This window comes from Rhodococcus sp. MS13, from assembly GCF_013277835.1.
Lineage (GTDB): Bacteria > Actinomycetota > Actinomycetes > Mycobacteriales > Mycobacteriaceae > Rhodococcus_F > Rhodococcus_F erythropolis.
In genome coordinates, this window is the sequence record NZ_VBTL01000009.1 from 392,413 (window position 1) to 414,902 (window position 22,490).

General features: G+C 62.8%; 20 protein-coding genes. 13 read left to right on the plus strand and 7 right to left on the minus strand.

Annotated elements, in window-relative coordinates:
- The first annotated feature begins 43 nt into the window (after positions 1 to 43).
- Positions 44 to 868 (plus strand): AraC family transcriptional regulator, encoded by an 825-nt coding sequence (locus FEZ59_RS19315; protein ID WP_172933049.1) that lies wholly within the window; start codon positions 44 to 46, stop codon positions 866 to 868.
- 43 nt (positions 869 to 911) lie between these two features.
- Here FEZ59_RS19315 and FEZ59_RS19320 read toward each other — a convergent pair whose 3' ends face one another.
- Together FEZ59_RS19320 and FEZ59_RS19325 are read right to left on the minus strand one after the other, a co-directional pair.
- Complete coding sequence (locus FEZ59_RS19320; RefSeq protein ID WP_020970317.1) at positions 912 to 2,669, minus strand: ABC transporter ATP-binding protein; 1,758 nt, start codon at positions 2,667 to 2,669, stop codon at positions 912 to 914.
- Complete coding sequence (locus FEZ59_RS19325; protein ID WP_230544055.1) at positions 2,666 to 4,324, minus strand: ABC transporter ATP-binding protein; 1,659 nt, start codon at positions 4,322 to 4,324, stop codon at positions 2,666 to 2,668. The genes FEZ59_RS19320 and FEZ59_RS19325 overlap by 4 nt, the downstream gene beginning before the upstream one ends.
- A gap of 258 nt (positions 4,325 to 4,582) precedes the next feature.
- Here FEZ59_RS19325 and FEZ59_RS19330 point away from each other — a divergent pair, with 258 nt between their 5' ends.
- The 5 genes from FEZ59_RS19330 to FEZ59_RS19350 are packed head-to-tail and all read left to right on the plus strand — an operon-like array spanning position 4,583 to position 9,552.
- Positions 4,583 to 5,470: a siderophore-interacting protein gene (locus FEZ59_RS19330; RefSeq protein WP_020970316.1), complete on the plus strand. Its 888-nt coding sequence runs from the start codon at positions 4,583 to 4,585 to the stop codon at positions 5,468 to 5,470.
- Positions 5,467 to 6,594 (plus strand): Fe(3+)-siderophore ABC transporter permease, encoded by a 1,128-nt coding sequence (locus tag FEZ59_RS19335; protein ID WP_020970315.1) that lies wholly within the window; start codon positions 5,467 to 5,469, stop codon positions 6,592 to 6,594. The genes FEZ59_RS19330 and FEZ59_RS19335 overlap by 4 nt, the downstream gene beginning before the upstream one ends.
- Positions 6,591 to 7,640, plus strand: a complete 1,050-nt coding sequence (gene fepG / locus FEZ59_RS19340; RefSeq protein ID WP_019744683.1) for an iron-enterobactin ABC transporter permease — start codon at positions 6,591 to 6,593, stop codon at positions 7,638 to 7,640. Before FEZ59_RS19335 ends, fepG begins: the two co-directional genes overlap by 4 nt.
- Before the next feature lie 23 nt (positions 7,641 to 7,663).
- Positions 7,664 to 8,515, plus strand: a complete 852-nt coding sequence (locus FEZ59_RS19345; protein WP_044479581.1) for an ABC transporter ATP-binding protein — start codon at positions 7,664 to 7,666, stop codon at positions 8,513 to 8,515.
- A complete protein-coding gene (locus tag FEZ59_RS19350) occupies positions 8,512 to 9,552 on the plus strand; it encodes an ABC transporter substrate-binding protein (protein WP_172933050.1) in 1,041 nt (346 codons plus the stop codon). Before FEZ59_RS19345 ends, FEZ59_RS19350 begins: the two co-directional genes overlap by 4 nt.
- Before the next feature lies 1 nt (position 9,553).
- On the opposite strand, the gene FEZ59_RS19355 is transcribed toward FEZ59_RS19350, so the two are convergent.
- Together FEZ59_RS19355 and FEZ59_RS19360 are read right to left on the minus strand one after the other, a co-directional pair.
- On the minus strand, positions 9,554 to 10,528 hold the full coding sequence (locus FEZ59_RS19355) for an ABC transporter substrate-binding protein (protein ID WP_172933051.1): 975 nt from the start codon (positions 10,526 to 10,528) through the stop codon (positions 9,554 to 9,556).
- Between the two features lie 71 nt (positions 10,529 to 10,599).
- Positions 10,600 to 11,238 (minus strand): TetR/AcrR family transcriptional regulator, encoded by a 639-nt coding sequence (locus FEZ59_RS19360; RefSeq protein ID WP_019744679.1) that lies wholly within the window; start codon positions 11,236 to 11,238, stop codon positions 10,600 to 10,602.
- Positions 11,239 to 11,322: 84 nt separating this feature from the next.
- Between FEZ59_RS19360 and FEZ59_RS19365 the strand changes: the two genes are divergently transcribed.
- From FEZ59_RS19365 to FEZ59_RS19395, 7 genes are all read left to right on the plus strand, one after another.
- Complete coding sequence (locus FEZ59_RS19365; RefSeq protein WP_047890218.1) at positions 11,323 to 12,705, plus strand: MFS transporter; 1,383 nt, start codon at positions 11,323 to 11,325, stop codon at positions 12,703 to 12,705.
- 55 nt (positions 12,706 to 12,760) lie between these two features.
- Positions 12,761 to 13,750, plus strand: a complete 990-nt coding sequence (locus FEZ59_RS19370) for an ABC transporter substrate-binding protein (protein ID WP_172933052.1) — start codon at positions 12,761 to 12,763, stop codon at positions 13,748 to 13,750.
- Positions 13,747 to 15,612, plus strand: coding sequence for an ABC transporter ATP-binding protein (locus tag FEZ59_RS19375; protein ID WP_242459852.1), 1,866 nt, complete (start codon positions 13,747 to 13,749; stop codon positions 15,610 to 15,612). Before FEZ59_RS19370 ends, FEZ59_RS19375 begins: the two co-directional genes overlap by 4 nt.
- On the plus strand, positions 15,609 to 17,345 hold the full coding sequence (locus tag FEZ59_RS19380) for an ABC transporter ATP-binding protein (RefSeq protein WP_172933054.1): 1,737 nt from the start codon (positions 15,609 to 15,611) through the stop codon (positions 17,343 to 17,345). Before FEZ59_RS19375 ends, FEZ59_RS19380 begins: the two co-directional genes overlap by 4 nt.
- Before the next feature lie 21 nt (positions 17,346 to 17,366).
- Entirely contained in the window at positions 17,367 to 18,008 is a 642-nt protein-coding gene (locus FEZ59_RS19385; RefSeq protein ID WP_019744674.1) for a TetR/AcrR family transcriptional regulator, read from the plus strand.
- Positions 18,009 to 18,105: 97 nt separating this feature from the next.
- A complete protein-coding gene (locus FEZ59_RS19390) occupies positions 18,106 to 18,606 on the plus strand; it encodes a nuclear transport factor 2 family protein (RefSeq protein ID WP_020970307.1) in 501 nt (166 codons plus the stop codon).
- 25 nt (positions 18,607 to 18,631) lie between these two features.
- The gene (locus FEZ59_RS19395) at positions 18,632 to 19,306 is read left to right on the plus strand and encodes a pyridoxal 5'-phosphate synthase (protein ID WP_172933055.1); all 675 of its coding nucleotides are present in this window, start codon (positions 18,632 to 18,634) and stop codon (positions 19,304 to 19,306) included.
- 15 nt (positions 19,307 to 19,321) lie between these two features.
- Here the strand turns inward: FEZ59_RS19395 and FEZ59_RS19400 are convergent, their stop codons facing one another.
- From FEZ59_RS19400 to FEZ59_RS19410, 3 genes are all read right to left on the minus strand, one after another.
- On the minus strand, positions 19,322 to 19,894 hold the full coding sequence (locus FEZ59_RS19400; RefSeq protein WP_021345109.1) for a hypothetical protein: 573 nt from the start codon (positions 19,892 to 19,894) through the stop codon (positions 19,322 to 19,324).
- A 76-nt stretch (positions 19,895 to 19,970) separates the two neighbouring features.
- Positions 19,971 to 20,621: a nicotinamide riboside transporter PnuC gene (gene pnuC / locus FEZ59_RS19405; RefSeq protein ID WP_172933056.1), complete on the minus strand. Its 651-nt coding sequence runs from the start codon at positions 20,619 to 20,621 to the stop codon at positions 19,971 to 19,973.
- Entirely contained in the window at positions 20,621 to 22,339 is a 1,719-nt protein-coding gene (locus tag FEZ59_RS19410; RefSeq protein WP_007728924.1) for a peptide chain release factor 3, read from the minus strand. The genes pnuC and FEZ59_RS19410 overlap by 1 nt, the downstream gene beginning before the upstream one ends.
- Positions 22,340 to 22,490 lie beyond the last annotated feature (151 nt).

Genomic DNA, 22,490 nt, shown 5'->3' on the forward strand with positions numbered 1-22,490 from the left:
TTCCTATTTAGGTATGCCTAACGAAAGTCCTATACTCGTCTTCATGACAGCTGTGGCAGAGAGAATTTCGGTGCCCGTGGGGCCGCGTTCCATCGATCACCCCTACTCGATGACAACGGTGACTCTGAAGCTCTCTCATCAGCGGCAGTGGGCCCCGCATCGTCATCCTGAACATGAGCTGATCTGGGGAAACTCCGGTGGAATGCTCACGGTTGTCGCTGACGGCATCACCTGGGAGGTGCCGCCTTCGGCCGGACTGTGGCTGCCTGCCGGGGCGTTGCATGCCGTGAAGGCGGGCCCAGGTACCGAGTTCTTCTGCACGTACTTCCGGCCTGAGGCGCACGCCGCGCCGTCGGGTGTTCCGGAATTGTTCGGTGTCAGCGCTCTCCTGCGTGAGGTACTCCTGCACATGCATCGGCGGAACATGCCCGACGAGGCGCGCAGTCGCGCCGAGCGGGTGGCCTTCGACATGTTGCAGCCGCTCGAAGTTGCTGCGGTGGAGGTTCCGATGCCGACCGATCCGCGAGCGTTGTTCGTTGCCGAAGCGTTGGTCGCCAATCCGGCAGACCAGCGGTCGCTGTCCGAATGGGCGCTGACGGCCGGCGGTAGCGTCCGTACGCTGACGCGTGTGTTCGCTCAGGGTACGGGAATGACCTTTGCGCAGTGGCGAATTCAGGTTCGAGTCCGCGCAGCACTGACGTACCTGGCTGCTGGCGTGCCGGTTTCGGTTGTCAGTAGGCGGGTCGGATACGAAACTCCGAGTGCTTTTGTCGCAGTGTTCCGCCGGGTCACCGGCCGGACACCCGGCAGCATGATGAACAAGGGGAGCGTGGCTCCCGAATCGGTGCCGTATCTCCTGCACGCTTGAGTTGGGTTGCACCGGGCGGAAGTGCCCGGTGCAACTGTCGCGGTCAACGCCGCGGCGCGGACCACGCTTCCCACAGTTCCGCGTACCGACCCCCGAGGTTGACCAACTCGTCGTGAGAGCCGTGCTCGACGACACGGCCGTCGTCCATCACCAGGATCTGATCGGCGTCGACGGCCTGTGAGAGTCGGTGTGCCACTGTGACAGCAGTGCGACCCCGGGTCAGAGCCAGAGCGGCATCGTCGAGGACCTTGGCTCCGGCGCTGCCCGCTTCGGCGGTCGCCTCGTCGAGAATCAGCAGCGGCGGATCCAGTAATTCGATTCTTGCCAACGCAAGTTGTTGTGCCTGTGTTGCGGTCAGCCGGTGTCCACCGTCTCCGACGACGGTTTCGAGTCCGTCCGGGAGTGCCCGCAACCAATCGGAGGCGCCGACGGTTTCGAGCGCTGCGATGATGTCGCTGTCGGTTGCCGACGGGTCGGCCAGCCGCAGATCCTCGGCCAACGTGCCGGCAAAGACGTGGACCTCCTGGGTCACGAGGGCCACCACGCTCCGAGAGGCCGACGGTGGCAGTTCGTTCCGGGGCACCGTCCCGATCTTCACGACGCCTTCGGTCGGTTCGTAGGTCCCCGCGACCAGTTTTGCGACTGTCGATTTTCCGGCTCCGGTAGCGCCGACGAGTGCCGTGACGGTTCCTGCCGGAAGGGTGATGTCGATGCCTCGCAGAACAGGAGCGTCGCCGCTTCGGTACGAGAATGTGACGCGTTCCAAAGACGCCGAGCTGTCGACAGGTTCCTGCGGATCGGTCGGTGCGGATGGCACGGGCGCAAGGGTGACTCCGACCAGGCGAGCCAACGCGATTGTGCCTTCCTGTAATTCGTCGAACACGCTGAGAACCGCGCCCACCGGATCGAAGAGGCGGTGGAAGAACAGGGCTGCGGCGGTGGCGGCACCGATGCTGATCTGACCGTCCTTCACCAGCCAGAAGCCGGTGATCAGCACAGCGGACAGGCCGATGAACTCCGCGATGTTGAGCCGGCCGAAGAACCTGGTGCGTAGACGCGTGGTCAACAAGCTCAGGCGGACGGCGGCCATCGATCGAGATTCGATCTGTTCGAGATGCGGCTGGGCCAGGCGAAGCGATCCGACGGTGTCGGAGTTGCTCAGCGAGTCCAGGAGTTGTTGCGCACGTGCACCTTCTGCCTCCCGCTCCTCGCGGTAGACCGGTGCCGACCTCGAGAGGTACCAGCGCAGCGCCTGGATCTGGATGGGTGCGGCGATCACCGCGGCGACGGCGAATCGCCAATCGAGGCTACCCAATCCGATCAGCGTCAACACGATGGTCAGTGCCGCGGTGGCAAAAACCGGAAGTGCTTCGGATACGGCCCGAGTCACCAACCGCACGTCGCCGGTGATGCGGGAGACCAGGTCTCCGCGCCCGGCGCGTTCGACGTCGCTCTGGGGAAGATCGAGAACCCGGACGACAACTTCTTCGCGCAGGTCGGCGACAACACGTTCACCGACACCGGCAAGCAGGTAGTTGCTCACTCCGACGAGAAGGGATGAGGCAACCGCGATGCCGACCAACGCGAGAGTCAGTGTGCCGATGCGAGAGACAGCGTCGCCGTCTCCGTCGGTCACGGCGTCGACCATGGCGCCGAGGACCAGCGGTGTGAGCAGACCGATCGCGGTCGCGGCGGTCAGGGTGACGACTGCTGCGATCGCGGAAATCCGGTGGGGTCCCATCAACCGAAGTGCCGCGCGGCGAGCTTGTTTCGGTGTTGCGGTGGGGAGTAGTTCGTTCACAGCTCGATCACCCGATCGCAGATATCGAGCAGCACGGGGCTGCTGGTCAGGAGTATTGTGGCGTGCGCCCCGCGTACCTCGGCGATCCCGCGAGCAATGCGCGCTTCGGTGACGGAGTCGACGGCAGTGGTGGGATCGTGCAGCACCAGGACGGGCGCTTCGCTCGCCAGTGCCCTCGCCAACGCGATGCGCTGACGCTGTCCGCCGGACAAAGAATTCCCTTGCTCGGTGACTCGGGTGGCGAGGCCGAGCGGCAGTGCCGAGATCACTTGATCTGCGGCGGCAGCGGCGATGGCCTCGTCGTTGCGGCGACCGATCGGTGCGAGGGCGTCGATGTTGTCGCCGACTGTGCCGATGAACAGTGCCGCGTCGTGCGGTGCTGCCAGAACGTGAGTGCGAAGTTCGTCGATGTGCAGCTCGTGAATGGCGTTGTCGCCGAGATGAATTGTTCCGCTCGAAGGCTCGATTCGACGCGCCAGTGCGTCGACCAACGCATCCGCCCATGCGGCATTCTCGGTGACGATGCCGATGATCTCGCCGCGTTTGACGTCGAGATCGACTGGTGACGCTCCGGCCAACACGACGTCGCGCAGCGTCAGGAACTCGGAGTGATTCAGGGGCACAGGTGCACCCGCGGGAGTCACAGCCTCGGTGGTCCCGAGAAGTGCTGCGACGCGGTTGGCGGAAGCACGCGCCCGTGCCAGGCCGGCGCCGAAGTAGATGATGTCGATCAACGGACCGCGAAGGAACTGTGCCAGACCCACCACGGCAACGAATTCACCGACCGAGATGCTCCCGGACGCTGCCATCCGTCCACCCACGTACGCGATGACGGCGAGGAAAGCACCGGCGATCGCAACATTGGCGGCGGAGTACATCGCTTGGTATCTCTGTGCGCGAAGGGTTGCTTCCAACGAAGTCCGGCTGGCTCCCCGATACCGCTGAGCTGCAGCATCTCCGGCGCCGATGCCGGAGAGGATTCGGAGTCCGGAGAGCAGATCTGCGGCCAGGGCACCGGCCTTGGCGCCCTGCCATTGATCGGTCTCGGCTCGGCGTTCGAGCGGTCGACTGACCACCTGCATGAGAGCCAGCACCGGGGGCGTACCGAGAATGACGAGCAGGCCGAGTGGCACCGAGATCACCAGAAGCGAAATCGCGGCGGTCAGCACTCCGCAGGCGGCCGCAAGTTTTGTGCTCAGCGTGTGGGTGAATCCGGCCACCGAACCCGCGTCGGATGTTGCAATCGAGTAGACCTCGCCAGGCATGCGCCGCGGCGACATGCCGTGCGGATCGAGGCCTCGGCGCGCGATGTCCATCCGCAAGCGATGCGCACCGTGCTCGGTGACGGAATCGGAGATGCGTGCCGCGAAGCGCCAACTGAGCAACAAGCCGGTGAAGAGAATTCCGAGAACGAGGATCCACTTTCCGAGTGCGGCGGCATCGCTGGTCGCGACAGCACGGTCGATCACCGCACCGATCACTACCGGCACCAACGCTTCCGCGACCTGGTGGCCGGTGAAGCCGACGGACGCCGCCGCCAGCTTGGCTCCGCGACCTTCGGAAGCGATCGCGCGAGTGATTACCTGGCGCGGCGTGATCGCCGGGCCGGTTGGGGGACCGTTTGTCTCGGCCGAAAGAAGTGGTGTCGAAGGCACTGGGTCCACGCTAGGGATCGTGGGCGGTAGTCAGAAGTCACACCGGTGCCAATACTTGTCGTGAACAGGCCATATGTATTGCGTTGGCCGAATTGCGATAGTAGTTGGCCCCGTTGCAGCTGAGAAGGCATCGACTCATCGACAACACTGCAATAAATTAAGGTCTACCTTACTTAGCGCGGGTTAACTATGTCCGGAAGTCGGATTTGATCCTCGTGTTCGGGTCCGGTTCATGTTCCATCGATGTTGGAGATTGTTGTGAGTCTTGTGTTCGGCGAGGTACTTCACAAGGAGTACGTGACCCCGGGAATGGTTCGTATCGTGTTCGGAGGGGAGGAGCTGACCGCCTTCGAAACCACCGGTACCGGTGACGAATACCTGCGCCTCCACTTCCCGGTCCCGGCTACAGGCGAGTTCGTTCTACCGGCGGAAGATCCGGACGCACCGCGCGGTTGGCGGTACCCGGAGGGCGAGGAACCGTCCCCGTGCCAGCCGTACACCGTGCGACGGTTCGATGCCGAAACCAGCCGAATGACAATCGACTTCGTCGTTCACGAGGGCGGAATCGCCAGCGACTGGGCGCAGAAAGCCGAGATCGGTGACAAGTTGGCGATCGGCGAGTCTCGTGGCCTCTACGAGCCGCCGGCCGACGCACGCTGGCAGGTGTTCGTCGCCGACGCAACCGGACTCCCCGCACTCGGTCGTCTGATCGAACAGTTGCCGGCCGGCATGTCGGCCAAGGCGATCGTCGAGGTGGTGGACGAGTCGCACAAGCAGCAGATCACCTCGGACGCCGACGTCGAGTTCATCTGGCTGGTCGGCAGTGGCAACGGTGTTGCACCGTCGAAGCTGCCGGACGCGGTTCGCGCGATGAACCTGCCCACTGAACTCGGATACGTGTGGGTGGCAGGCGAGAGCACGATGCTCCGTGACATCCGCAAGTACCTTCGCCACGAACTCAAGTTGCCGGGTGAGCAGTACAAGGTCATCGGCTACTGGACCTACAAGGCAGAGGTCTGGAACGCGAAGTACGAGGCCCTCGACGAGAGTGTCCGCGCGGCACTCGATGCGGCCTGGGAATCGGACCGCGACGAGGAAGAGATTCGCGACGAGGTCGAGAAGACTCTAGAGAGCGCCGGCTTGTGACCGTTGGATTAGACAAGAGTGCCGTCGACCAGAGTGCGGCTGACGAGAGAGCCGTCGACAAACACACCGAAGAACTGATCGACGAGTCGCTGCAAGAGAAGCAGAAGCAACCGGACGGCCTGGTATCGACCAACTCTCGTCGTATGGCGGGTCTTCTGGTGTGCCTGGTGGTGCTCGCCGCCGTGCTCCTTCTGAGCATTGCGGTTGGATCGAAGACCATTCCGTTCGGCACGGTCATCGACGCGCTGGTGAACTACGACGACTCGAACGATCACGTGATCATCCGTGACCTGCGGCTGCCGCGTACTCTGCTCGGTCTGATAGTCGGCATGGCGCTCGGCGTGGCCGGTGGCCTCATCCAGGCGATGACACGAAATCCCTTGGCTGATCCCGGAATTCTCGGTGTCAATGCCGGAGCAGGCTTTGCGATGGTTGTCGCCGTCGCGGTCTTCGGCCTGACCAGCATCTGGTCGTACATCTGGTTCGCGTTCCTCGGAGCGGTGATAGCCACGGCGATCGTCTACACGCTGGGCTCGATCGGTCGAGGTGGTGCGACGCCCATTCGGCTGACACTGGCCGGTGTTGCCATCGGCTCCGTGCTCGGCGGCATCTCGTCCGGCATCACCTTGCTCAACCCGACCGCCTTCGACCAGATGCGCCAGTGGAATGCCGGCTCACTCAGCGGGCGTTCCTTGGAAATCGTTCTGGCTGTTGCACCCTTCATCCTCATCGGGCTCTTCCTGGCGCTCGCGTTGGCACGCCAGCTCAATGCCGTGGCTTTGGGTGACGATCTGGCACGTTCGCTCGGTGCCAATATCACTCGCACTCGTATTCTCGGCGTCATCGCGGTGACGTTGCTGTGTGGCGCAGCGACAGCTGCGGCCGGCCCGATCGGATTCGTCGGTCTGATGGTTCCGCACGTCGCGAGATGGTTCGTCGGACCGGATCAGCGATGGATTCTCCCGTACACATTGGTGTGCTCGCCGATTCTTCTTCTCTTCTCCGACGTCGTCGGCCGAATCGTGCTGCGCCCGGGTGAACTTCAGGTCGGCATCGTCACGGCATTCATCGGAGCTCCGGTGCTGATCATGCTGGTGCGTCGAAGCAAGGTGAGCGGTCTGTGAGCATCGATTTCGGGCGCCCCACCACGGTGGTGCGCTCACCCAAAGAAGGGTGGTCCGCGCGGATCGACGTCCGCACGGTCACGGTCTGTCTCATCCTCGTTGCGCTTGCACTGGCGATCGGCGTCATCGCCCTCGGTAGTGGTGACTACCAGGTGCCGATCGGGGACGTCCTCGGCGCACTGTTCGGCGAGGCTCCCGCGCGTATCCACATGGTCGTCGTGGAATGGCGTCTGCCCCGAGTTCTGTTGGCGCTGATGCTCGGTGCGGCACTCGGCATGAGCGGTGCGATCTTCCAATCGCTCACCAGGAACCCGTTGGGTAGCCCAGACATCATCGGCTTCAACTCCGGTGCGTACACGGGCGCTCTTGTGGTCATCCTCCTCATCGGTGGTACTTACTACGAGATCGCAGTCGGTGCTCTGGTGGGCGGAATCGCGACCGCAGCAGTGGTTTACCTCCTTGCGTACAAGCGTGGTGTGCAGGGATTTCGGTTGATCATCGTCGGTATCGCCATCAGCGCGATGTTGGGCTCGGTCAACACCTGGATGATTCTCAAGGCGAAACTTGACGACGCCATGGCCGCCGCAGTGTGGGGTGCCGGTTCGTTGAACGGTCTCGGCTGGACTCAGGTGTGGCCGGTGGTCGTCGTGCTGGCGATCCTCGTTCCGCTGATCCTGGTGTTGGGCAGGCGGATGCAGATGCTCGAGATGGGCGACGACGCCGCCAAGGCGCTCGGCGTCCGGGCCGAACCCACGCGGCTTTCCCTGGTTGTTCTCGGAGTCGCTCTGACGGCCATGGTGACAGCAGCGGCCGGACCGATCGGATTCGTCTCGCTGGCGGCTCCGCAATTGGTGAGGCGATTGACCGGTAGTGCCGGAGTGACCCTGCTGCCGTCGGCAGCAATGGGTGGCGCGTTGCTGATGGTCAGCGACTGGGTGGCGCAGCGAGCTTTTGCACCGACACAGTTGCCGGTCGGCGTCGTCACGGTCTCCATCGGTGGCATCTATTTTGTATGGCTTCTCGCGCGAGAGGCCCGTAAGCAGTGATCGGTGAAGGAACGAGGAACAGCGTGAACGAGGCAAGTGCGGCGGGCGTCGTGGCTGAGAAGACGAATCGGCTTCGCGCCGAGGACGTCACGATCGGTTATGACAAGCGCGTCATCTCGGAGCACCTCGACGTCGAGATCCCCGACGGTGGCTTCACCGTCATCGTCGGTCCCAACGCCTGCGGCAAGTCGACGCTTCTGCGTGCGTTGTCGCGGTTGCTCAAGCCGACTACCGGCAAAGTTCTCCTCGACGGCAAGGCGATCACGTCGTACCCGGCCAAGGAAGTCGCGAGGCGACTCGGGCTTCTGCCGCAGACGTCGATCGCGCCGGACGGCATCAAAGTCGCCGATCTGGTTGCGCGAGGACGTTATCCGCACCAGAAGCTGATCCGTCAGTGGTCCCGGGAGGATGAAGCCGCCGTCATCAAGGCGATGGAGGCAACCAAGGTCACGGATCTGTCGGCCAGGCCGGTCGACGAACTGTCCGGTGGTCAGCGCCAACGTGTCTGGGTCGCTATGGTTCTCGCGCAGCAGACTCCGTTGGTGCTGCTGGACGAGCCGACGACGTTCCTCGACATCGCGCATCAGATCGAGCTGCTGGAGCTGTGCCGCGATCTGAACGAGAACGACGGACACACGCTGGTGGCGGTGCTTCACGATCTCAATCACGCGTGCCGCTACGGAACTCACATCATTGCGATGAAGGACGGCGCCGTGGTCGCCGAAGGCCCGCCCGCGGAGATCATCACCGAAGAACTGGTGCAGGAGGTGTTCGGCATGGCGTGCCGCATCATCGACGATCCGGTTTCCCACACACCACTTGTCATTCCGCTGGGACGCGAGCGTCAGCGAAACATCGAAGGAGCAAAGGTATGACACTCGTCCTGGATACGCAGGTCACCGATTCGGAGTGGGCTCAGATCGTCGACCGCATTTCACGGCGCCGATTCTTCGGTGGCGCAGCCGGTGTGGCTGCAGCACTGGCGCTGAGTGCGTGTGGAACTTCCGATGCCGAGTCGGACTCGGCCAGTGACGCTCTCCCGTACACGTGGGGCGAGTTCAGCGGCGACGTTCCGCGCGACCCCAAGCGTGTTGTGGTGCTGGACGGACGCGTCGACCTCGAATTCGCGATGATGATGGATTACCCGATCGTCGGTTCGGGGAACTTCTGGTTCCCCGATGCCAAGGCAGGATTCCAGTTTCCCGGCCGCACCATCGAGGACGCGAGCTTCGTCAACGTAGCCGGCGACTTCTCCACCAATTTCGAGGCTCTGCTCGCTCTCGAGCCCGATCTGATCGTCACCACTGCGATCGGCTACACGAGCGACTGGTACGGCACCGAGCGCTTGTCTTCGATCGCGCCGCTGTTGGTCGTCGGCGACGACGTAGAACCGATCGCCGGACACCCGGTCGACTGGCGAGGTGCGCTGATGGCGCAGGCGAGCCAACTCGACCGTGTGGCAATTGCCGAGGCTTCCATCGCGGAGTACGACGGCAAGCTCGCGAGACTGCGACCCATGTTGCAGGAGAAGCTGGGCGGAAAGAAGATCGTATTCGGCGTTCAGACGCCGACCGGATTCCTTGTGCATCAGCGGAATCTGCGGATCAGTGTTGCGATCGATGCCGGCCTGGACGTGCTTTTCCGTGACGACGACAATGCAGAGAACTCGTTCGAGTTGTCGTTCGAGCAACTCGACACCTTGGCTCCGGCGGATGTGATCATCGCCCAAGCTCGCGATCAGGAAGCACTCGACGCGATCAAGACGCAGCCGACATGGCAGCGGTTGCCTGCAGTTCAAGCGGGCAACGTGTTGACCAGCGACGCGCGATACAACCAAGGATTTGCGCTCACCGCGGCCATCTTCCTCGACGTTCTCGAGGAAGCGGCCGGGCGAATCACTGCTGGGCAGTAATTCAGGCGACGTTGCGGGCCTGGTCGAGTAGTTGTGCAACCTGCTCGAACCAGGCGCCGTAATTGGCGTAGGTGTTGGGACGCTTGTCGTCGAAGTCGATCACCTGGTTCGCGGTCACCGCGGGCAGCTTGACGAACACGGGTGATACTGCGAATGCTTCTGCCGACTTCGCGAACTGGAACACGATGTCCGCCGGGTAATCCGGGACCTGCTCCCAGCTGAGGTCGGCCCAGCCTTTGTCGCCTCCCGGTCCGGTGAACTTCACACCGAGTTCTTTCAGATAACCGAACTGGGCGAGCGCCGTTGTGCCTGCGTACAACTCGGAGCTGTCACCGTTCAGGGCGAGGACTTCGATGTCGTCGACCTTGGCCGCGGCAGTTCGGATGCGCTCTGCACCGGATTCGAATGCATCCTTGCCCTCGCGTGCTGCGGCTGTGTCGGTGTTCCCGCCGAGAGCTTCGGCGAGTGCGGCGTATTCGCTCAATACGTCCGGTGTCGAGGCTCCGGAGAACTTGACGCCGACAAACGGTGCAACATTGTTGACGGTGTTGCCCATCGGCTCGTCCCACCAAGTCCATCGCGTCGGGTCGTCGCTGTTGCCGTACCCGATGACGAGGTCGGGGTCCAGTGCCGCAAGTGCTTCCGCGCTGAGTTCGCCTTCACGGCCGACGACCGTCATGGTCGACTCGTCGGCATGATCGGTGACGTCGGGATTGCCGACGCCGTAACCGAAGATGCCGACCGGCCGAATACCGTAGTCCCACAGCGCAGCAGCGGAATACGCGTCGACGACGATCCGCTCCGGGGCGTGATCGAGGGTGATCGTGTTTCCGTATCCCGTTGTATAACTCCAGGACTGGTCGGCGGTCCTGGTCTCGGTAGAAGGTGATGCGTCGCTACTTCCGCAACCGGTGAGCAGGAGTGCAGCGACGGCGGGTAGTGCGGCGAATCCGGCGAACCGGCGGGTGAGTTTCATGAAAACCTTCCGAACATGGCGAACTAAGCTAGGTAAGCCTAACCTGATGTTCTGTTCGGGTGTTCTCCGGGTCAGGCGCCCTGCCACATCTGAAGCCATTCGCTCCAGGATGGGGGAGTGATCGACGGTTGAGGTGTTCCGCCACGAAGTCCGTCGAGCATGAAATCGAGATAACGCGTGTGTATTTCGGTGGCTCGATCGCCCTCGATCGGCAGAGTCGGCCGCAGATGCACTGTCATGAGCATGACGTCTGCAGCAGTGAAGCCGGGCGGGACTTCGCGAGTGTCGACGCAGACGTCGACCATGGATTGCAAGGCGGCCTCCAATTCTTCGGCGGCACGAGTGACTTCGGCGTGTTCAGGCAACCTGCCGCCGAGGACCGGAATGAGCGGTCCCACCGATTCGGTGAGATATCGCGAGAAGAACGTCTTCAATACGGCTTCATCGGTTTTCGCGGTGCTCACGCACTCTCGGGCAAGGGTGGCGAGGTGATCGATCGCCCAGACGCGCAGGGATTGCGCCAGTTCCTCCTTGCCTCGGTATCGGCGATAGATGCTGCCGACGCCCACTCCGGCCCGTGCGGCAATCGCCGATACCGGTGCATTCCAACCCTGTTCGGCAAAAATTTCGCGCGCCGCTCGCAGCACGGTGACGTCGTTGTCTGCGGCTTCTCGGGCGCGTCCGGGGAGGCTCGCATTCTCTTTCGCCATTCCCACAGGCTAGCAATGCATGGTTTACTCAATCGGAACGGAGTGTTCCGTTCCGATTCGATTCATGATTGGAGGAAGGTGTCGATGACGACCTTGGCAGAGGCGCCCACGCGATCCGGGAGCCGGGTGATCGCAGCCCTGGCTGGAGCGGTACTCGTCTACTCGCTCATGCAGACGATGCTGGTACCGGCGTTGCCGGTGTTGGGTGAGCATTTCGACACGTCCGTGGCGGTGACCGGGTGGATTCTTACGTCCTATCTGTTGGCGGCCGCGGTGATGGCTCCGATCGTCGGGGCAATGGGTGACCGGTTCGGCGACAAGCGAGTTCTGGTGATCGTTCTGATCATCTTTGCCCTCGCCACATTCGCCGCCGCGGCAGCGCCGAACATCGGGGTGCTGCTCGTTGTTCGGGCCGTCCAGGGAGTGAGTATGGCGAGCTTCCCGCTCGCGATGGCAGTGCTGCGGAGAACGGTAGTGGGCGCCGAGTTGTCTTCGGGGATAGGTTGGCTCGCTGGGACTTTGGGAATCGGTGCCGGAAGTGCACTGGTGATCGGCGGTGTCATTCTCGAGTATCTCAGTTGGCAGTGGTTGTTCGTGATCACCGGGATCTTGATCGTGCTCGCATTGGTCGCGGTGGTGGCCGTGGTTCCGGGTTCGCATCGCCGGCCGGGTATGCCGACGGACTGGGCCGGTGCCGGAGCACTGGCGTTCGGGTTGGTGAGCCTGCTCCTGGCGATCACCAAAGCCTCCGACTGGGGAGTTCTGTCGCTCGGATTCTGGGGTCTGGTTGTGATCGCGTTAGTTTCGTTCGCGACACTGATTGCCGTCGATTCCCGCCACGACGCGCCGATTGTCGACATGCGAGTCTTTCGGGACAAGCCGATGATGATCACCAGCGCACTCACTCTGGTGTTCGGATTCGTGCCGTACATCTTTTACCTCTGCCTGCCGCGGATCCTCCAGGCGCCGGACACGTCCACGTACGGAAGCGGATTCACTGTCGTGCAGACCGGGTTGGCGCTCTTGCCTGCCGCTGTACTCGTCTTTCTCGGCGGGCGTTTGACGCCGGCTCTCGCGCGGCGATACGGGCCGCGAGTACCGGCGGTAACAGCGCTGGCACTCATGGCGACGGGCGCGATCGGACTCGCAATCTGGCCGAGTTCGGTGGTTGCGATCGTGCTGTTCTTCTCCCTCGTCGGGTTGGGGAACGGCGTGGGGTTCGCGGTCTGTGCTCTGTTGGTTGCTTCGATCGTGCCGCCATCGGAGATGGCAGCGGCCAGTGGTGTCAACAGCGTGATCAGGACCGTGGGATCGGCGGTGGGTGCGCCGGTGACCACAGCAGTCCTGGCGATCGGTATTTCCGGTGATTCGTTCGGAGCGGCGTTCGTGATGGGCGCAGTCATCAGCGTTGTCGCGTGTCTGCCGGCGTTTGCACTTCCGGTGACGAGGGCTGCACAAACGGCTTGAGTTATTGTAGGCTCCCCTAATCGAGACAGTGTGTAACTAAAGCAGGGAGAGAAGGATGCGGCAGCAGTGGGGCCTGCGAGCAACGGCACTCGCAGCGACAGCAACGGCCCTTGTCGGTTGCTCCTCGGGCGTCGATGATGCCGACGCAGCGGCACACGGGTCCTCTGCCGCCCCTGCGCCGCAGAAGTTGCTCGCACTGGACGAGTTCGCAGCACTCAACGCGCTCACGCTCGGGGTCAAGCCCGATACGGTCTTTGCCACCCTGCAATCACAGGCGGCGAAGGAGATCTTGCAGAGCGAGGGCGTAGAGGTCATCGACAAACCGACGTTCTTCGAGTCGCCCGACGTCGAACAGATCGCAGCAGTCGATCCTGACAGAATCCTGCTCAGTGACGTCGGGTCGTTGACGTCGATCACGGCTCAGGCCAACGAGATTGCCCCGACGACGGTGCTCGCCTACGCGGCGCCGTGGCGCGAAGTTCTGAATACCGCGGCGACTGCACTGGGTCGAGAGTCCGAAGCTCGCGAAATCGTGTCGAGGCTCGAGACCAAATTTGCCGAAGTATCCGGAACGGTCGAGGCGCAACCGCAGACGTTGTCCGTGCTGGTGGGATTCTCCGGCGGCATCTACACCGTCATTCCACAGTCGCCGATGTCCTCGATCATCGAGGAAGCCGGTTTCAGGCGTCCACAAGCCGAACTCGACGCGAAGATCGGACCGAACACAGGTGTTGCCACGTCTTCGGTGTCGGGCGAGGAGGTCGGGCAGCACGCGGCGGACGCGATGGTCGTGACCTCGGGAAACATCTACGACGGCGCACTGGTACACGCAAATCCGTTGTTCAACGAGATCCCTGCGGTGCAGGCCGGGCGCACGGCAGACGTCAGCGGCGAACTCTGGTTCGGCAGTTATCCCTTCGCGGTCTACTGGATCCTCGAAGACCTCGAGGCACTTGCCGATCGCACACTCACCGGCGCGGAGCTCCAAGGACGCATCGCATCCGACGCCGACGCAGTTACCCGATGGAAGGCGTTCTCGAAATGACGACGACACAGGCCACGAAAGCAGACATTTCATCTGAAGAGGCCGACGTATCACAAGGAGCGGCGGCCGAAGCCTCGCAAGCCAAAGCTGAAGCGGCGGAGCACAAGAGCGCGCTTCGCGAACTCCTTGCTCCAGTGCGCACGCGGACCACCATCGCGATGGTGATGCAGGTGATCGCCGCGGTCGCCGCCATCGTGCCGTACGTGGCCATCGCCGAACTGGGTAAGACGCTGATCGTGGGCGGTGACGTCGACTCGTCCCGTGTCTGGACGATCGTGTGGGTGGTCGTCTTCGGTCTGGGTATGCGTGCGTTCTTCGGAGGCGGTGCGTTGATCGTGACGCACTTCGCCGATGTGAATCTGCAGGCGGTGCTGCGGCGTCGAATCGCAGCGACTCTCGGTCGACTTCCCTTGGGCTGGTTCACCTCCCACTCGTCCGGAACCGTGCGCAAAGCCGCGCAGAACGACATCTCCGATCTCCATTACCTGGTTGCGCACAGCGCCGTCGAGACCACCGGAGCCATCGCAGTGCCGCTCGTCGGACTCGGCTACGTGATCTCGATCGACTGGCGTCTGGGATTGGTCGCGATTGCCACGCTCCCGATCTACATGATCGCCTACGCGATGATGACCAAGGACATGGCCGTCAAGATGAGCCGGATGAATGAGGGCATCGCGGCCATCAGCAACACCATCGTCGAGTTCGTCACCGGTATCGCAGTGGTCAAGACCTTCGGTCAGGACAAGCAGTCACACTCCCGGTACCGCGACGCCGCCAAGGCATTTGCACTCTCGTACGAGGGCTGGGTTCGCCCGATGCTCCGGACCGAGGCGCTGGCCTCGATTGCATTGAGCGCACCGGTAGTGCTGGTGGTCAACCTTGGCCTCGGCTCGTGGTTCGTCCACTCCGGATGGGTGTCACCCATCGATGTGCTGACCAGTTCTCTTGTCGCGATGGTGATTCCGGTGTCGGTGACGACCATCGGTTTCGGTATGCAGGCTCGCCGAGAGGCAGCCGCCGCTGCGGCGCGACTGATTGCGCTGTTCTCGACCGAGGCGCTGCCGGAAACCGATCATCCGAAAAGTCCCGCGGGGAATGAAGTTCGATTCTCCGGAGTTTCTTTCGCCTACGACGACGGCGCCGACGTTCTGACCGACATCGATCTGACGCTGCCGGAGGGCACGGTGACGGCGTTGGTCGGACCTTCGGGTTCGGGTAAGTCGACGCTGGCAACGCTGGTTCCGAGGTTCCACGACGTGCGTGCCGGATCCGTGGCCATCGGTGGTGTCGACGTCAGGGACGTGGCGACCGACGAGCTGTACCGCCACGTCGGATTCGTTCTGCAGGACGTGCAGCTGGTCGAAGCGACCGTGCTCGACAACATTCGGCTTGCCCGACCGCAGGCGACTTCGGCTGAGGTGAAGGCCGCTGCCGCAGCCGCGCAGATCGACAACCGAATCGAAGCGCTCCCGAGAGGCTACGACTCCGTGGTCGGGGTCGACGCCAGATTCTCGGGTGGTGAAGCCCAAAGGGTCTCCATTGCGCGTGCGATTCTCGCGGACACTCCTGTTCTCGTGCTCGACGAAGCAACCGCTTTCGCCGATCCGGAGTCCGAAGCCGATATCCAGGAGGCGTTGTCGCGCTTGACGGTCGGCCGCACCGTGCTGGTGATCGCGCACCGGTTGGCTTCGATCGTGAGCGCCGATCAGATCGTGGTCCTCGACGCCGGACGGATCGTGGAGAAGGGCACGCACGATCAGCTTGTGGCGAGTGGTTCAACCTATGCCCGGATGTGGGCGAGTCACAGTCGGGCCGACAGCATCGCTGGTACGTCTGACGCAGCAGGAAAGGCCAACTCATGATTCGCGACCTCTTCCGGATACTCGGCCCGCAGAATCAGGGCCGCTATCGCGAGTTCCTGGTGTGGGCAGTGTTGTACGGCGTGATGCAAGGTTTGGCAGTGGCGCTACTGGTCCCGGCGGTGCAGGCACTGTTCGATCAGGACTGGGGCAGTTTCCTTCGGTGGCTCGCCGCTATGGCCGTGTGCGCTGGGATCAGTTCGATTGCGCATTACCTGCAGGCGATGAAGGGATTCGAGTCGGCCCTCACGCTGCTGAGGACTATGCATCTGCGCCTGGGAGATCATCTCGTCACTCTGCCGCTCGGCTGGTTCGGCGCCGGCCGTCTCGGCCAGGTATCGCAGGTTGCCAGCAAGGGCACCATCTCGGTGATGGGGGCGGCTGCGCACCTGATGACACCGATCATCTCCGGAATTGCCAGCCCGGCAACCATTGTCGTGTGCATGCTGTTCTTCGACTGGCGCCTCGGGCTGGCACTGATGGTCAGCGTTCCGATTCTGTTCGCGGCAGCCAGATTTGCCTCGACGATGACTGCCAAGGCCGACGATCGGGCACATGCCGCAGCCGTCGAATCGAACAATCGAGTGCTCGAATACGCTCGTTGCCAACCGGTCCTGCGTGCTTTCGGACGCACACACGGGGTGTACGAACCGCTCGACGACGCGATCGAAGCGCAACACACTGCGGGTCGTTCACAACTGTGGTTCGTGGTGATCGGGTCCGTGGTCAACGGGATCGCCCTGCAATTCGTCTTCTCTGCCGTGATCATCCTGGGTGCATTCCTCGCGCTCGGCGGCGACATCGACCCTGTCACGTTGATCGCGCTACTCGGCCTGACCGCACGGTTCATCCAACCGCTGGGTGAGATCGGCGAGTTCGGCGGTGCAATCAGAATGGCACGCAACGAAATCCGTCGGATGTCCGAGATCCTCGAAGTGGAACCACTGGTAGAACCCGATACCAGCGGGCAGCCGACGGGGGAGACGGCCGTGCAGTTCGACGCCGTCGACTTCGGCTACGCGGACGGTGGGCAGGTGCTGCGGGACATCTCCTTCGAGGTGCCGCGGAAGTCGCTGACGGCGTTGGTCGGTCCGTCAGGGTCTGGCAAAACCACCGTCACCCGGCTGATCTCGCGCTTCTACGACGTCGACTCGGGGGTGGTACGTGTCGGCGGCGTCGATGTGCGGGACCTCACGAGTGCCGATCTGATGTCGCAGTTGTCCTTGGTTTTCCAGGACGTGTACCTCTTCGACGACACGTTGATCGCGAACATTCGCCTCGGTCGCCCCGAAGCCACGGACGATGAGGTCTTCGACGTGGCTCGGATCGCGGGCGTCGCGGAAATCGTCGAGCGACTTCCGCGGGGTTGGGACACCCGCGTCGGTGAGGGCGGGACGGCACTGTCCGGTGGAGAGCGGCAGCGGGTCTCCATCGCGCGCGCACTCCTCAAACGCGCGCCTATCGTTCTGCTCGACGAGGCGACGGCCGCGCTCGATCCCGAGAACGAGGCCCATGTACAGCGTGCGATGCAGGAACTCGCCAGTGAAAGCACACTGCTCGTGATCGCTCACAAACTGTCGACCGTCGTGGCCGCAGACCAGATCATCGTGCTCGGTGACGACGGATCGATCGTCGAAGTGGGAACCCACGAAGTTCTGCTCGCAGCCGGTGGGAACTACGCCGCGTTCTGGAACCAGCGCCACCGTGCGTCGGGATGGCGGTTGGTAGCGGGCTGAGCAGGTGGCAGGCTGAGCAGAATGCAAACCGGAAAGAAGACGGGGCGGCCGCCGACGTTGTCGACAGTGGACATCGTCGAGGCCGCCCTGGCTGGTGATCTGAGTGAATTGACCATGCCGAGTGTGGCAAAACGTCTGGGCGTCAGCCATTCTGCACTTTATCGCTACTTCGCGGACCGTGAAGCGCTGCTGCGGGCTTGTGCGGATCACGTTGTGCGTCAGACTGTATGGCCGGACACGGATCGTCCGTGGCGTGAGTTTCTGACGGATTTGTGCGACGTTCTGTGGTCCTCGTTCGAGCGCTATCCAGGTCTAGCCCAGGTCGGTCTCGCAGTTCCGGGCACGCCACCGGCGATAATCGAGATCGTGGAGAAACTGGTCGGTTCGTTGACTGCGCAGGGTTTCACACCACATGACGCGGTCCTGGCCGTGGACTTCATCTCCGAGGTGACCATGACGCAGTTCGCAATGATGGCGGCGATGGACAAGACCGTGAGCTCCGCGGATTCGCGTTCTGCGCGCCAGGCGTATCAGGAGAGTTGGAATGCGTCGGAGTCGTTGGTCGAGGGGATCGGCGACGAATCGACGTGGCACGGGCGAGGTTGGTTGGACGAGAAGATCACGATCATGCTCGACGGCCTGGAAAAGCGTGTTATCGGCTGACATTTCTACTAGCTTTGAGAGTAATGCCCGTTTCGGCGTGATACAGGCTAATGTGCACACATAGGACGGGTGGTTGCTGCACCGGGAGGCGGGGATCATGGATCTCGAAGCGATTGTTCTCATCCAAAGACTCAAGTACCGATACGCACGCGCCTTGGACACCAAATCGTGGGTCGAATTCGCCGACACTCTGACCGTCGACGCCACCGCGATCTACGGAGAACAACTCAGTTTCGATTCCCGAGATTCGTTCGTCTCCTTCCTCGAGAACACCCTCGGATCACACGTCATCACTGAACATCAGTGCGGGCAACCCGAGATCGACGTCGACGGAGACACCGCAACCGGGATCTGGTGCCTCGCGGACACTGTGGTGATCCCCGAAGACGGCATGCTTCTTCGTGGATCGGCCTTCTATCACGACAGATACACCCGCTGCAGCGACGGTGAATGGCGAATCTCCCACACGAGCTACGAGCGGACCTGGGAATCGGTGGTGGCGCTCGCCGACATGCCGAGTTTCCGATTGACGTCCAACAAGTGGGCGCTGCTGCAGCAACCGTCGTTCGGCGACTCGGTAGTTCGCAACGTCTCCTGAGGCCGCCCGCGATTAGAGTCGGCTCATGGTTGATGCAGATTTTTCGCTGCCTGACGTACGGACGTGGATTCGCGGTATCCCCGCACTGACCGGAACTCCGCCGCCCGCGCCTGAACATTTTCCGGAAAAGCCGGGAGAGCTGTTCCTCGACTGGCTCCGTGCGGCCGTGGCCTTCGGCGTCGTCGAGCCACACGTATGTGCGCTCGCGACCGTCGACAGTGACGGTATGCCCGATTCCCGCTTCCTCATCCTCAAGGACGTGACCGAGGGTGGGTTCTGGTTTTCGGGTTCAGCTGCTTCGCCGAAAGGCATTGAGCTGAAAGAAAATCCGCGAGCATCGCTCGCCTTCTACTGGCGTGAGACGGGCCAGCAGGTCCGGATTCGCGGGTTGGTTCGCGAGGGCGACGACGCACTTCGAAGCCGAGACTTCGTCGAACGCTCCGTCACTGCGAGAGCGGTGGCGACCGCAAGTAAGCAGAGCGAGGTGCTCGAAGACTTAGGGGCGTACGACGCCTCGGTGGCGGCTGCGGAAGCAAGAATCAGTGACGACCCGGGGTTCGTGTCGAAGGACTGGCGTGCGTGGTGCCTCGAGCCGGAGTCTGTCGAGTTCTGGCAGGCAGACTCCGGGCGTCGGCATCAGCGATGGTTGTACCGGCGCGGCTCGGACCGAGCATGGAGACGAGCAGTGCTGTGGCCCTGAACAGCTGGGTCGAGCTCAGCTGGCGCTGATCTCCGGCGACACGAGGTTGACGACGATCGACTGTCCACCGAGCTTGGCGTGGATTTCGGGATGTTCGAACCCCGAGGACAACAGGTAGCTGCCGAGCATCGTGAGCAACTCGTCCAGATCCATCGTGGGATCGGAGGAATGCGTGCTCGAGGGTGAGGCCTGATTCGCGATGAGTTCGGTGTGGGTGAGTCGACCGGCCACTCGAACGGCGGCTACGCCCATCGCGTCGCGCCGTACGACGGTGCGACTCCGAGTCTCGAGTGTCCTCGATGATTCGCGTGTTGAAGCTGGCACTGAAAGGTCCTCTCCGCTGCTGTGTGCGGCCGTGGTTCGGGCAGGAAGCGGAAACGTGAATGCATCCGATTGCTTGGGTGCGGTCGACAGAAAATCCGCTGTGGCGGTGGCACTGCTGGAACCGTTGCTCGTGGAAAGGTTGCTCGCAGAACCGTTACCCGTGGAAAGGTTGCTCGCAGAACCATTACTCGCGGAACTACTGGCTCTCGATCCGTTGCCGGAACCGTTGGCGCCCGTTATTCCATGAGAATTCTTGTCTTCCATTGTTTCGCTCCTGATGCCCGTAAACAGACCGCTGGTTTGCTTAATCGACGCAAACATACCAGGAGTTCGTTTACGGTCATACCCCTTGTGGAGTCCGGCGCTGAATACGCAGCCACATCGCAAAGCCCCACAATACGAAGAATGCGTAGACCAGATAGAGGATTGCCGACGGGTAGTACCCGGCCCGGAATAGAAGGGGAACGCCGACAGCGTCGACGCCGATCCAGATGAGCCAGAACTCGGTCCAGCCGCGTGCCATCCCGTACGTCGCGAGGATGGAGCCGGTGAAGATCCAGGCCTCCGCCCACGCTCCGTACGAGCCGAGAAGGTCGAAGATCCAGGCGAAAGCGATTGTGCCGCTTACCATGACGGCGATCATGGCGACTCGCTCGCGAGTTGTCGCCCAGTGGGGCAGGACTGCGCGACCGGAGTCACGTGCCCCACGTCGCCACTGGGTCCACCCGTAGACGCTGACGGTGATGAACAACAACTGACGGCCGGCCTGGCCGTAGAGATTGAGCTCTTGCGGCGTGTGGAAAAGTGCGCCCATGAAGACCGTGAACAACAAGGCATTTCCGGCTATACCGACAGGCCACGCCCATACCGAGCGTCGCGCGCCCGCGATCGCGGAGCCTATTCCGAACGCGTTTCCGATGATCTCTCGCCAGAGAATCGTGGCGCTGCCGATGTGCAGTTCAGCGTCGAACAGCGCCTCGATCAGGCTCATCAGTCCGCAGCAGCGACGAGGGGTTCGAGCGTCAGATCCGGGAGTTCCTTCTGGATGTACTGCAGGCGCCACTTGTCACTGACAAGGGCGAGCAGGACACCGTCGGATCGGGTGAAGACCTCCACACCGCGCTGACGGTTCAGTTCGACCTCGGACGCGGCGTCGGTACGGCGGGCCAATGCGTAGCCGAGTGGTTCCATCTTGGCCTCGACGTTGAACTCGGCCTTCATGCGCGCTGCGACGACCTCGAACTGCATCGGGCCGACAGCAGCCATGACGGGGGAGGCGTCGCCGCGGATGTCGTTGCGGAGAATCTGGACGACGCCCTCGGAATCGAGTTGATCGACTGCACGGCGGAACTGCTTGTACTTGCCGGCGCTTTCGGCGCGCAGGATCGAGAAGTGTTCCGGCGCGAACGACGGGATCGGCGGGAACTCAACCTTCTTCTCGGTGTACAGCGTGTGGCCGGGTGCGAGTGCGGTGGCGTTGACGAGGCCGACGACGTCGCCGGGGAACGCGGATTCGACGGTGGAACGTTCACGGCCGAATACCGTCTGCGCGTACTTGGTCGTGAAGGGCTTGCCGGTTTGAGCGTGTGTGACAACCATGCCGCGCTCGAACACGCCGGAGACGATGCGCATGAACGCCAGACGGTCACGGTGCGCGGTGTCCATACCGGCCTGCACCTTGAAGACGACCGCACTGAACGGATCGGTGACCTCGCGCGGCTTGCCGCTGAGGTCTTCGCGGCCCCGCGGCGGCGGCGCCAATTCGACGAGAGTGTCGAGGATCTGGCGGACACCGAAGTTGAGCATCGCGGACGCGAAGATCACCGGGGACGTCTGACCGGCGAGGAACATCTCCTGATCGTGGTCCTGGCCGGTAGCGGAGAGCAGTTCACTCTCCTCGGCCGCGGTCTCCCACTCGGAGCCTTCCTTGGCGAGCGCCGCGTCGGCGTCCATGACCTCTTCGGGGGCGATCTTCGCGCCGCCTGCGGTACGGGTGAAGCGGACGTACTCGCGAGCCTCACCGTCTTCGCCGCGCCGCAACAGTCCTCGGAAGTCGCCGGCGATGCCGACGGGCCAGTACAGGGGAGTGGGCGTGAGGCCGATGCGTTCGCTGATCTCGTCGAGCAGTTCGAGAGGAGTCTGGCCGGGACGGTCCCATTTGTTGATGACCGTGATGACCGGAATGCCGCGGTGACGGCACACCTGGAACAACTTGAGCGTCTGCGGTTCGAGGCCCTTGGCAGCGTCGATGAGCATGACCGCTGCGTCGACGGCGGTCAGGACGCGGTACGTGTCCTCGGAGAAGTCGGAGTGACCGGGGGTGTCGACGAGGTTGATGACGTTGATCTGCTCGTCCGGGGTCTCGGACGAGTGGTAGTTGAACTGCAGTGCGGTGGAACTGACGGAAATGCCGCGGGCCTTCTCCATCTCCATCCAGTCCGAGACCGTCGACTTGCGGCCGGCCTTGCCGTGGACGGCACCAGCCTCGGAGATCTTCTTCGCGTGCAGTGCCAGCGCTTCGGTGAGTGTCGACTTACCGGCGTCAGGATGCGAGATGACGGCGAAGGTGCGGCGACGCTCCGCCTCGGCGGACAAGCCCTTGGTCGTCGTCGTGACCGCGACCGACCCGCTCTCGGTTGAATCTGGGCCTTCGGTGTCGGACTGGACAGTCGAGTCGGAAGGGACGGTCGAGTCGGACGGGGTAGTCAACGAAGAACCTCTCGAAGTGGGCGTCGGTGCCGGCGACGTGCCGGTGCGCGGACAGGTGGAGAGTGCGGCAGCACAACAGAGAAAGGATACTCGCAGACCACGAGGCAGTAGCCACTGCGGCGTAACACTCGGCGAACGATCGCTGATTATC